Source organism: Spirulina subsalsa CS-330 (genome assembly GCF_028330765.1).
GTDB lineage: Bacteria > Cyanobacteriota > Cyanobacteriia > Cyanobacteriales > Spirulinaceae > Spirulina > Spirulina subsalsa_A.
In genome coordinates this window covers 36,618-47,340 of record NZ_JAQMTY010000101.1, presented here as the reverse complement: position 1 = coordinate 47,340, position 10,723 = coordinate 36,618, and the positions used below count along the sequence as shown (strand labels likewise).

The 10,723-nt window shown below is 56.5% G+C and carries 11 protein-coding genes; 6 read left to right on the top strand and 5 right to left on the bottom strand.

Annotation, left to right across the window (positions count from 1 at the left end):
- Positions 1-435 precede the first annotated feature (435 nt).
- The 3 genes from PN477_RS06990 to PN477_RS06980 all read right to left on the bottom strand — a co-directional run bounded on the left by PN477_RS06990 (position 436) and on the right by PN477_RS06980 (position 4,940).
- Positions 436-2,319 (bottom strand): BamA/TamA family outer membrane protein, encoded by a 1,884-nt coding sequence (locus tag PN477_RS06990; protein WP_272116993.1) that lies wholly within the window; start codon positions 2,317-2,319, stop codon positions 436-438.
- Between the two features lie 235 nt (positions 2,320-2,554).
- Entirely contained in the window at positions 2,555-3,796 is a 1,242-nt protein-coding gene (locus PN477_RS06985; protein WP_272147107.1) for a hypothetical protein, read from the bottom strand.
- A gap of 196 nt (positions 3,797-3,992) precedes the next feature.
- Positions 3,993-4,940 (bottom strand): isoaspartyl peptidase/L-asparaginase, encoded by a 948-nt coding sequence (locus PN477_RS06980; protein ID WP_272116990.1) that lies wholly within the window; start codon positions 4,938-4,940, stop codon positions 3,993-3,995.
- Between the two features lie 190 nt (positions 4,941-5,130).
- Between PN477_RS06980 and PN477_RS06975 the strand changes: the two genes are divergently transcribed.
- Together PN477_RS06975 and PN477_RS06970 are read left to right on the top strand one after the other, a co-directional pair.
- Positions 5,131-5,856: a M15 family metallopeptidase gene (locus PN477_RS06975; RefSeq protein WP_417158769.1), complete on the top strand. Its 726-nt coding sequence runs from the start codon at positions 5,131-5,133 to the stop codon at positions 5,854-5,856.
- Positions 5,853-6,647 (top strand): SWIM zinc finger family protein, encoded by a 795-nt coding sequence (locus PN477_RS06970; protein WP_272116985.1) that lies wholly within the window; start codon positions 5,853-5,855, stop codon positions 6,645-6,647. The genes PN477_RS06975 and PN477_RS06970 overlap by 4 nt, the downstream gene beginning before the upstream one ends.
- A 55-nt stretch (positions 6,648-6,702) precedes the next feature.
- Here the strand turns inward: PN477_RS06970 and PN477_RS06965 are convergent, their stop codons facing one another.
- A complete protein-coding gene (locus tag PN477_RS06965; RefSeq protein ID WP_272116983.1) occupies positions 6,703-7,539 on the bottom strand; it encodes a carbohydrate ABC transporter permease in 837 nt (278 codons plus the stop codon).
- Between the two features lie 11 nt (positions 7,540-7,550).
- Here PN477_RS06965 and PN477_RS06960 point away from each other — a divergent pair, with 11 nt between their 5' ends.
- The 4 genes from PN477_RS06960 to hemG all read left to right on the top strand — a co-directional run bounded on the left by PN477_RS06960 (position 7,551) and on the right by hemG (position 9,944).
- The gene (locus tag PN477_RS06960; RefSeq protein ID WP_272147105.1) at positions 7,551-7,688 is read left to right on the top strand and encodes a hypothetical protein; all 138 of its coding nucleotides are present in this window, start codon (positions 7,551-7,553) and stop codon (positions 7,686-7,688) included.
- A gap of 333 nt (positions 7,689-8,021) precedes the next feature.
- Positions 8,022-8,171, top strand: coding sequence for a hypothetical protein (locus PN477_RS06955; protein ID WP_272116981.1), 150 nt, complete (start codon positions 8,022-8,024; stop codon positions 8,169-8,171).
- 102 nt (positions 8,172-8,273) lie between these two features.
- Positions 8,274-8,495 carry a DUF2811 domain-containing protein gene (locus PN477_RS06950; protein ID WP_072619202.1) on the top strand — a complete coding sequence of 74 codons (222 nt, stop codon included), beginning with the start codon at positions 8,274-8,276 and terminating at the stop codon, positions 8,493-8,495.
- Between the two features lie 42 nt (positions 8,496-8,537).
- Positions 8,538-9,944: a protoporphyrinogen oxidase gene (gene hemG, locus PN477_RS06945; protein ID WP_272116979.1), complete on the top strand. Its 1,407-nt coding sequence runs from the start codon at positions 8,538-8,540 to the stop codon at positions 9,942-9,944.
- An 82-nt stretch (positions 9,945-10,026) separates the two neighbouring features.
- On the opposite strand, the gene PN477_RS06940 is transcribed toward hemG, so the two are convergent.
- Complete coding sequence (locus PN477_RS06940; RefSeq protein ID WP_272116977.1) at positions 10,027-10,689, bottom strand: Uma2 family endonuclease; 663 nt, start codon at positions 10,687-10,689, stop codon at positions 10,027-10,029.
- Between the last annotated feature and the right edge of the window lie 34 nt (positions 10,690-10,723).

The following is a 10,723-nucleotide window of genomic DNA, read 5'->3' as shown; positions in this document are numbered from 1 at the left end:
TCCCCCTTATCCTAACTTTCCTACAGGACTAAGTCAACCCTGTAGGATTCGCTTCGCTCAGTTTTCTTTGTTGGTCAAAATTCATCTCACCGTTAAGCCTTCGGCTATAACGGGAGTCCTCTTTTGACACTTGAGATAGGGCATCTTTTCAACCCAAGTGGCTAGCTGAATCTGGGCTGAGTGAGCTAGAGGCTCACACTACTGTCGTGGCACAGCTAAAATAATGCTTAATTGTAGGGTGGGTTAGGCGGCTTAAATATAGACTATAACTGCAATCCAGTAATCCGCCGTAACCCACTGGTTAACGTGTGTCGTGACACTACCATGATTGAAATTCTCTCTGCACCAGTTTCCCAGTCGAGCCTGATGGATGAGCAAAAGCCCTCTGGGAGAGGGCTTTTCAGCAATATTGAAGCGGATTAGGGATGGCGAGGCTTAGAAGCGATGACCCACACCGAACTGAAGGCGACTATCCCCCGTGTTGGTGATGCCAAAATCTGCCCGCAGAATACCGATGGGGGAATTAACCCGCACCCCTGCGCCGTAGCCGAAGCCAGTGCCGGGTTTGGTGGCTTCCGCTTCACCACTTTCGCCCACTTGGGCCGGCGTGGAGCCGAGATCGCTGGCAAAATCAGCGAAGACGACACCGGACACCGGCGAACTAAACAAGGGCACGCGATATTCTGCTGAGGCGAGGACGTAACTGCGACCGGCGGCTAAATCACCAGAGCCGAAGCCCCGCACTGTATTCGCCCCACCGAGTAAGAATGTTTCATAGGGGGGTAGATCCCCGATCGTCGTGCCGCCTTGGACATTGAAGGCGAGGACTTCGGGATTGTCCTGATCCAAAATGCGGGTGGCTTGGTAGGTGGAATAGCTAGCGTTGACTTGGTTCATCAAAATGTTGCCGCTGCCGAGGGGGATGGATTGCTCGCTGCTGAGGGAGACGACCGATCCAGAGGTGGGGTTTACGGGGTTGTCGCGTTGGTCGTTGCTGAGTTGGGCGCGGACGGTGTAGAGGTCGTCGATGCCGGATTCGCTGGTGGAGAGGGCGTTACCGTATTGATCGACGGGGGCGAGGTCTCCGTTGGCATCGCGAATACTGACGCGGCGGAAGTTCACGCCCACGGAGGTATCCCACTCATCGATCGCACCATTGACGGCCACGCCACCCCCAAAGCGACCTTCACGGGGGCGATCGCCGTTTTCTAAATACACATCTTGGTCGAAGTTGCCGGAAATCCCCCGTTGGCGAAAGGCGGTGATGCTGTAGCCCAGTTGATCGGGGTTCGTGACGCGATAGGCGCGGCTGAATTCGGTGTTAAATTGCATATCCCGTGTCCCGATCTGGAGGTCAAGACCGAGATTTTGACCAATGCCGCCGACGTTGCGATCGTTATAACTGACCGAACCAAACACGCCGGAATCTTTGCTATAGCCGCCCCCGACATTCACGCCTCGCGTGGCGGCTTCGTTCAGTTCGTAAATCACATCAATGGTATTGTCACCGCGATCCGCAAGGGCGATCTGGGCGTGCTCGAATAAACCCAGGCTATAGAGTTGGCGTAAATCCGCTTGGGCCTGTTCGACCTTGAACACCTCTCCCGGCTTGATGTTCAGTTGCTCCAGAACAAAATCATCGCGGGTGCGGCCATCGGTGACCATCCCTTCATCATCGGTAAACTGAGCCTGCACCGATCCCACCACCCCTTCACTGACGGTGATGCTGAGGCTGCCGTCTTGCTGCGATCGCACATCTTGCACTTTCGCCAACACATAGCCATTGTCCTGATACCAGGTGTTGAGCCGTTCAATCCCGGCATTGATGGCGCTGGGTTGCACCGCTTGACCCAGTTGCTGATCAAAGAGGGTAGTGGCAATCTCTGGGGTTAAAACGCGGGCATTGTTGAGTTGCACCCGGTTGAGCACAACGGGATTGAGGGCGTATTGCACTTGCCAGCCTTGGTCGTTGGGGATGGCGTTGACCTGCACATCGTTGAAGAGTTGGGTGCGTTTGAGGGCGGCGAGATCGGCGTTGAGTTGGCTGGCACTGGTGGCTTGGCCGGGTTCGGTGGCGATCGTGTTGCGGGCGATCGCGATCAGTTCGGGGTTAGCTCCGGTGATGTCTACATCCGTGGCCATGACGGCGAGATCCTGGGTGATCGGGGCGTTGGGTCGGCGGTTGGCGGCTTGGGGGGAAAATTCAGGGCGTTGGGAAAATTCGGGGGTGGCTTCGACGGCGACGGGTTGCACCGGATTCGCAAAGGCAGCGGGTGCAATCAGAGTTAAGAGGGTGGTGGAGAAGATAGCAGAGCGCATAATCAATATCCTTTGAATCGGTGCTAGATACAGGTTATGACTGCTGAAATCCCCACGGGTTGCGGGATTTGGAGCGGTTTATCATCTGGCACAGGGGTTACTGTGACAGTTGGCCAGGCGGCGATCGCTCCTGTTCCCCAAACCAGACAAGGCAGCTTTAGCCCCTTGCCCATCCCACAAAAAAATCCCCCTGACAACACAGGAGGAACCAAGGGGATCGGTGCAAGATTACTAATTACAGCGTCAAGCGGAAATCGGGTTTAAAGCCCAAGGTGAGGGGATTTTGGGGGGCGTATTCGCTGAATAAATCACTGTGACTAGGCTGGAGATTAAACAGCGGCGCAGGGGTATTGAGAGCGATCGCACTCTGCCACGCGGGACTAACGGGGATAATCTCGTAGGCCTCAAACACGCTCTCCCAATCGCCAAACAAGCCATCAAATTCTGTCGCCAGATCAGCAAAGGACACAGCGGTTTCGTTCAAGAAGTCCGCTCCAAATCCGAGATCCTCAAACTTGATAGCAAACTGGGCATTCTCCCAAGGGGACAAATCCGTAAAGGTGGCGATCGCATCATCCCAATTCACCACCGACAGTTTCAACGCCGCCAGATTAAACCGGGGCATCGTAAACGCCGTGCTCAGATTCACGGATTCCCACATCATTTCGGTAGTGGGGGCGTTGGGGTTGGTGGGGCTGAAGTAGCTCACCTCGTCCCCAGCGGGGAAGGCCGTCACGTCCATCATGAGTCCCGATTCTAACGGGGCACGACGCACAGAACCGACCACATCCTGGCGAATGGTGTCCAGATCCCGTTCAAGCTGTTGGAGGCGGGGAGGAGTGGCCGCCCCAGCAGCAGCGGAGACGGAGCGGGCCGGAGCGGGCGATCGCCGTACCACCGGCGGCGCAGGGGACGGGGCGGGAGCTTGGCGGGCCACCTGTGCCGCCGGTAAGCCGCCTGTCCGCTGACGATTCGCCGCCGTGGAGGGGGAAATTAAATCATCAAAACTGCGGTTGTTGCGGTTGATCTCCTGAAAATCCATGGTCCGCACCGCCGACTGTTGGGCTGGCGTTTGGGGGTTAATCGCTGTCCGCACCATAGGGTCATTTTCAATGAAGGGGGTGGCTGTCGGCATGGGGCGCGGGGCGGCCTGGGGTCGAGGGGGCGGCGGCGCAATATTGACCGAGGGGGTGGGTTCGACATCGAGAACGAGGGGGGCCGGCGCTGGGATTGGGGCGGCGATCGCTTCGGGGGGGGTTACGGTGGGTTGAGCCGCGATGGGTTGCGTTGCGATCGCATCGCCACCTATCGCATCCGGAGCATCGGGCATCGCTTGGGCAAGGTGAATATTATTCGTTTTCACCAAGGTGCGCTCGACCAGGGAAACATCTTCCACAGCTTGAGCCGCCACATTTCCCAGAGCCACCCAGCCCAAGGCCGCCGAAGTGGAGTAGGTCATAAACCAAAATTTTGTCATCTTCAACATCCCCTTATGATTATTTCGTCGCTCAAATCACTCATGATCATCAGTCTATGATCACCATTAATAGATCATAGACAGTGAAGCCGCATCCGTGGAAGGGCAACATCGCTGAATTATGGTGAATGTTTACCCGGTTAGCAATCTTGATCGTGCCATACCCGTGAGAACAGATGGCCAACACGGTACGGGTTTAGGGCGCGATGTGACCCACGAGTTCCGGCCCCGTCCATTCTAGAGTGTCGCCGATCGCCGTCCCGTCATGGTAGGCCGCAAGGAGCACTTCACTGGTTTTGCCCCAGGCGATCGCCCCATCCGCCGCCAGGGAAATCGCACCCAGATCCCGCTTATTTTGGGACGCTTCGGCCATGGATTTTGCGATCGCCTCCGCCAAGCTCATCCCATCGGTCACCCGAATCACAATCTTCGCCGCCAAACATTCATCGATAATATCTTCGCCAATGCCGGTACAACTCACCCCGGCTTGAGGGGTGGCGTAGTTCCCCGCCGGCATTGCCGAATCACTAACCCGACCAATCCGCTCAAACCCTTTACCCCCCGTCGAGGTTCCCGCCGCAATTTTTCCGGCTTGATCCAACACCACCACACCAATTGTGCCGCGCCCTGCTTCGGACTCTGCCCCTAGCTCCTGCTCGGCAATCACCCCCGCCATGGTTTTGTCAAAATCGCCCTTCCGCTCGGCGAGCCATTCATTGAGGCGGAGATCCGTCAGGGGGTTGTAAATTGGAACATTCAATTCCCGCAGGAGTTCTGCCGCGCCGTGATCGGAGAGAACGCGATCGCTCTCCGTTTGCAAGGTTTTCGCCAACTGGATCGGATGCTGCACCCGCATCACATTAATCACACCGCTAAACCGTTGGGCCGTCCCATCCATCAACGCCGCACTCATGCGCACCTGGCCATCGGACTGCAACACCGACCCCGTCCCCGCATTAAACCGGGGGTGATCTTCGAGTAATTCGCACCCCTTCACCACCGCCGCCGCCGCCGCCGCCCCCTGGAGGAGATCGTCATACACAGCGGCGACAATGCCATGGAGGGCCTCCCGCACCACAGCCAAGCCCCCTTTACCTTTCAAAGAACTACCGGCTCCACCATGGATAATCAGTTTCGGTTGCATGGGTTTTACGTTGGGATGGGAAATTTTTGCATTGTTGATCTTATCGCGTCTTGGGTTAGAGTTTTAGGAGAGATCTGAGCATGGGTCTGGAATGCCTGATAAGGCTCATGCATCAGGTCTAACCGTTGTATTCTTGGTGCCGGAGCAGGTATTTGTGCCGAAACAGTCCCAAAAATCGCTACTGGGGTCAATGGATGATATTCCCATTGCCCAACGGGATCTGCCCAACTCATCCCCACGCCGATCCCCCTGGTTGATCGGTGTGGGGGTGGTGCTGGGGGGAGGGGCGATCGCCGCCGGACTCATCTTCTGGATCTCGCAACAACCCCAACCCACCGTCACAGCACCCGATTCAGTAGAGTCCCCCGCAGCACCGCCCCCCGTGGAAAACATTCTGGGCCATCTCCCCTACGAGGAAGCCAACCCTGAAGAGTTAACCGCCATCACCGCCGATGGCTCGATTCGGCTGCGTTCCGCTGCGGCCCAACGGTGGATCGAGATGGTGGATGCCGCCCGCCAGGAGGGGATCACCCTCGCGGCTTTATCGGGCTACCGGACAGCCGAAGAACAGGATTATCTGTTTTTCGAGGTCAAAGAACAGCGCAATCAACCCCCTAGCGAACGCGCCGAAGTGAGCGCCCCCCCTGGCTTTAGCGAACACCACACCGGCTACGCGATCGATATTGGCGATGGGAATGATCCGAGCAGTTATCTCACGGTGGAGTTTGAAAACACCCCCGCGTTTCAATGGCTCGCCACCAACGCCGCCCGCTTTGGCTTTGAACTGTCGTTTCCCCCCGATAATCCCCAAGGCATCGCCTATGAACCGTGGCACTGGCGGTTTGTCGGCGATTCCGACAGTTTAGAAACCTTCTACCGTGCTCAAAATTTACCCCAATCCCCCGCAAGCCCATGACCTACGAACTGGAAAACCGTGAATGGTGGGTGGAGCGGTGGCTGGAACTGCTTGATTCCTATCGGTTTAAAAAACGGCTTGAGCGGGCCCGTCGCTATTCCACCGAGGGCAATGTGATTAGTATTGACTTCCAAGGGGCGCGGGTGGTGGCCCATGTCCAGGGGAGTGATGAGGAACCTTATGTGGTGTCTCTGTCGCTGAATCCGTTTAGTAATGAGGATTGGCGCTATGTGATTAGCACCATGTCCCAGAAATCCCTCTATTCGGCGCAGTTGTTGGCGGGGGATATGCCAGCGGAAATTGAGGAGGTGTTTACGGCGAATGGGTTGAGTTTGTTTCCGTTTACGCTGTCGGAGATTCATTCGCGCTGTACCTGTCCGGATAAGGCGAACCCCTGTAAGCACATTGGGGCGGTGTATTACCAATTGGGCGATCGCTTCAGTGAAGATCCTTTTGTTTTGTTCCAATTGCGCGGCCGCACGAAGGCCCAGATCCTCGATGCCCTGCGCCAATTGCGCGGCAAGGGCAACCGCAAGAGCCGCACGGGGAAAAAAGGCGGGGCGAAACCGGGGACAGTGCCGTTGGTGATGAAGCAGTTTTGGGTCTACGATGAACCCCTTGATCCGTCTCTGGTGGCGATCGCTCCTGCCCCGGCTCAGCAAACCGTCCTCGATCGCCTCGGCCCGATTCCACTCCCCACCGCCGAAGCCCAAGACCTCCACAGCACCCTCGCGGAAGCCTATAACCAAATTCGCCAAAATGCGATCGCTCTGGCCCTGAATCGGGATTAAGACCGCCAAGCACTTGAAGGTCTTGGCTCAGAGCCGGGGATTTCAATCTCCAGCGTTAACCCTTCACCCCACTACCAGCAGCGGTGGGGATAATATACCGCTGCACGAACAGGAACACGATCAGAATCGGCAGAATGGAAATCACGGAACCCGCCGCGATCAGTCGCCAATCGAGGGAAAAGGTACTGGCCAGATTCGCCACACCGAGGGGGAGGGTGTAGTATTCGGGGCGATCGATCACAATCAACGGCCAGAGGAAGTCACTCCAGGAGCCGATGAAGACGAAGATGGCGAGGGTGGCCAGGGCCGGACGCACGGCGGGAATCATCACATGCCACCAGAGGCCGAGTTCGGTGCAGCCGTCGATGCGGGCGGCCTCTTCGAGTTCTTTGGGGACACCTTGGAAGGCTTGGCGCAGGAGGAAGATCCCAAAGGCGGAGGCGATCGCCGGAAAGATAATCCCTAAATAAGTATTGCGTAACCCAAGCTGCACCGTGAGGACGTAGAGGGGAATCATCACAATCTGAAACGGGATCATGATTGTCGAGACGACGCTCGCGAAAATCACGTCACGCCCTCGGAAAGAGAGGCGGGCGAGGGGATAGGCAGCGAGGGAGCAGAATAACAGGTTCAGGGTGACGGTGAGGCTGGCAACGATGACGCTGTTGGTGAGGTATTGCCCAAAGGGGTAGCTTTGCCAGACGGTGCGGAAGTTGGCGAGGGTGGGGGCTTGGGGAATGAGTTGGGGGGGGAAGCTAAAGACCTGCTCACTGGGGGATTTGAGGGAGGTGCTGATCAGCCAGAGCAGGGGAAAGAGCATGATCACGGCGATCGCACAGAGGGCGAGATAGAGACCAACAATCTTGAGTAGTCGAGTTTGGGAGGTGGGCATGGGTTCCACAAGTGAAGGCTGCGCCTATTCATCATACGGTGTGGGTTGATCGGCTGGGGAGGGGAACGCGATCGCCGAGTGCGATCGCAACCATGACCCGATGGCGGTGCGATCGGGTCTCCACAGACCGCGAAAAAGCAACTTTGTAATTCTTATTTTTTAGATCGCTTTTCCCCAACTCAATCCCCAGCTTTTCCACAGGTTTTACGGCAGTTTTCCCCAGAAAAAAACGGGTTCTCCACAGAATCAAAAAGCGAAGACCGAGTCTCTGGTGTGATCAGCGATTGGCGGTGGGGCGCTGGGGCAAAGGTGGACATACTGAGTTTAAGTAAAGTTGTGTAACAAAAAAAGGCTTCAAATTCTGATTCTGTCGTAAATCTTTAGCTTTTCTAAAGTCGCTGTTAACATTTCTCAGCATTGACAAATCCCCCCATTTTCCCCGAAATAGGAATAGAGTCGTAATTAACCTACGATTAACATTCGTGAAAAACCTGCCAGTCACGCCCACGGTTTTTCACCATTCGTGCCTTGCCGATGGTCATTGTGGTGTGAACCTGTCCTGCGTCGGCTGTTCTCCCTGCGGCGTTGTCATTGGGGCGATCGCCAGTGATAACCCCCCGTCACTCACCTGAGGCTGATTGGCCACGGCTCCCCTCTTCGGCGGTGTTGGTGTTGAGCAACGCTCGCAACACTGACGATCATTTCGTTGCTTAGTCCCTGCTCGTGAGGTCATCATGACAACTCAAATCAGCATCTTGACAGAAATCCCTGAAGACCTACACCAATCGTTGCGGAATTACCTCGATCAGCATCCCACCTGGGATCAAGACCAAGTGATGACAGCCGCGCTCTCGTTTTTCTTGCTCTTCAGCCAAAGTCAGCGCCCCTTGCAATCGACGCAATCCCTCGATCCGGCCTGCGCCAAGGCGTACTTGGAAACCTTATTTCACACCTAAGGAAGTGGTAAACTAAGCCCTGTTTCTCTATGCTCTCCTCCTATGTTAGACAGTCTGATTGTGGGGGCCGGTCTCAGTGGTTTGACCGTTGCCCATACCTTGCAGCAGTGCGATCGCACTATTCTCGTCGCGGAAGCTAGCCCCGATGTGGGGGGCAATATTATTAGCCGCCAACAGGGTGAATTTCTCTGGGAGGAGGGCCCAAACAGTTTTCAACCGAATCCGATCCTGCTCAAGTTGGCGGTGGATGTGGGACTAAAGGATGACCTCGTCTTTGCCGATCGCAAGCTGCCCCGCTGGGTCTACTGGCAGGGTCGTCTCTTGGCTGTGCCCATGAGTCCGGGGTCTGCGGTGCGATCGCCCCTCCTCAGCCTGACGGGAAAACTGCGGGCACTGTTCGGGGCGCTGGGGTTTGTGCCGCCCTTGGTGGGGAATCACATTCAGGCCCAAGGCGGCGATGAAACCATTTGGCAATTTATTAACCGTCATTTAGGACCAGAAGTGGCCGAGCGGCTGATTTCGCCCTTTGTGTCGGGGGTCTATGCCGGGGATGTTCACGCCCTGAGTATGGCGGCAGCGTTTCGGAAAATTTATCGCCTCGAAACCCTCGGCGGTGGCTTGGTGGCGGGGGCGATTCGTTCTCGACAGGAGAGCAAAGGCGATCGCCCCCCGGTTGATCCCCACATCCCCACGACGAAGCCGGGCCAGTTGGGATCATTTCGGGAGGGGATGGCGATGTTGCCCAAGGCGATCGCGGCTCGATTGGGCGATCGCCTCCGCTGTCAGTGGACGCTCACCCAGATTGACCCCCTAGAGCAGGGCTATCGCGCCCATTTTGACACCCCCGACGGCGGCCAAACCATTGAGACGCGCACCCTCGTTTTAGCGATTCCCGCCCATCGAGTGGCTCCCCTCCTCGCGCCCCTGATGCCGGAGTTAAGCGCCACATTACAAGCGATCCCCTATCCTGCCGTAGCCTGTACCGTCATGGCCTATCCAAAAACGGCCTTGGTGCGATCGCTCCACGGCTTCGGCAACCTCAACCCCCGCAGCCAGGGCCTCCGCACCCTCGGCACGATCTGGTCATCCACCCTCTTCCCCGGTCGTGCGCCGGAGGGTTGGGTGATGTTGAGTAGTTTTATCGGCGGCTCCACCGATCCGGCGGTGGCGCAGATGGATGAAGGCGCGATCGCCCAAGCCGTCCATCACGACCTCAGTAACATTCTCGTTAAACCCGACAGCACCCCGAAAGTGCTCGGCGTGCGGCTCTGGTCAAAAGCGATCCCGCAATACACCCTAGGGCATTGCGATCGCCTCTCCGTCATGGCCGAACACCTCAAAGCTCACCCCCACCTCACCCTATGCAGCAACTACACCGACGGCGTGGCCCTGGGCGACTGCATCCGGCGCGGCATCGAAGCGGGAGAGGCGATCGATCGCCAGCTTTAAGCCCTCACCCAACCCTCTCCCACGGGAGAGGGCTTACTCCCTTCTCCTGGGGGAGAAGGGCGGGGGATGAGGGAAAATTGCCCTAGAGTTGATCGGGATCGATCCCCAGGGTTTTCAATTTTTCCGCCAGTCGTTCAGCCCGTTGATATTCCTGTTCAGCGCGTTGACTCTCTTGTTCGGCTCGTTGATCCAGTTCCAGCATGGATAAAAATTTGCGACCATCGGGGCGATAAATTTCGAGCGTTTCCGGGGTTAACGTAAACCGAATTTCCAGCCGTGGACTCGTCCAATTGTGCAGATCTTCAATCACCGTCAGCGTCTCTTCACCCCGATACAGACCATTGAAGTCATGACGGTCAGGATCATAAATGTAGTATTCTTCCACCCCATAGCGATCATAGAACTGTTGCTTTTTCGTCATTTCCTTGAGGCGATTCCCCGGCGAAAGAATCTCAAAAACCACCTGAGGCGCAATGTTATCTTCTTGCCATTGGCGATAGGAACCGCGATCGCCCTTGGGACGACCAAACACCACCATCGCATCGGGAGCCACACGAATTTCGGGATGTCCTTCGACGGGATACCACAGCAAATCCCCGGCCACAAAGACATCCGGCTGCTCGGCAAATAGCAATTCTAAATTCTCTTTAATCAACACAATCCAGCGAAATTGCTGCGTATTATCTGCCATCGGTTGGCCATCACTGTCCGGGTAAACAATCGTCTGCTCTACGGAAAGGGTCATGGGCGGTCTTGCCTCGTAGCTCGCTGCCTATAGT

What these genes read in the sequence shown, in the direction of transcription:
- PN477_RS06990 (WP_272116993.1), bottom strand. Translation starts at nt 2,319, where the DNA reads ATGCGCTCTGCTATCTTCTCCACCACCCTCTTAACTCTGATTGCACCC.
- PN477_RS06950 (WP_072619202.1), top strand. Translation starts at nt 8,274, where the DNA reads ATGACAACTCAAATCAGCATCTTGACAGAAATCCCTGAAGACCTACAC.
- PN477_RS06970 (WP_272116985.1), top strand. Translation starts at nt 5,853, where the DNA reads ATGACCTACGAACTGGAAAACCGTGAATGGTGGGTGGAGCGGTGGCTG.
- PN477_RS06940 (WP_272116977.1), bottom strand. Translation starts at nt 10,689, where the DNA reads ATGACCCTTTCCGTAGAGCAGACGATTGTTTACCCGGACAGTGATGGC.
- PN477_RS06965 (WP_272116983.1), bottom strand. Translation starts at nt 7,539, where the DNA reads ATGCCCACCTCCCAAACTCGACTACTCAAGATTGTTGGTCTCTATCTC.
- PN477_RS06975 (WP_417158769.1), top strand. Translation starts at nt 5,131, where the DNA reads ATGGATGATATTCCCATTGCCCAACGGGATCTGCCCAACTCATCCCCA.
- PN477_RS06980 (WP_272116990.1), bottom strand. Translation starts at nt 4,940, where the DNA reads ATGCAACCGAAACTGATTATCCATGGTGGAGCCGGTAGTTCTTTGAAA.
- hemG (WP_272116979.1), top strand. Translation starts at nt 8,538, where the DNA reads ATGTTAGACAGTCTGATTGTGGGGGCCGGTCTCAGTGGTTTGACCGTT.
- PN477_RS06985 (WP_272147107.1), bottom strand. Translation starts at nt 3,796, where the DNA reads ATGACAAAATTTTGGTTTATGACCTACTCCACTTCGGCGGCCTTGGGC.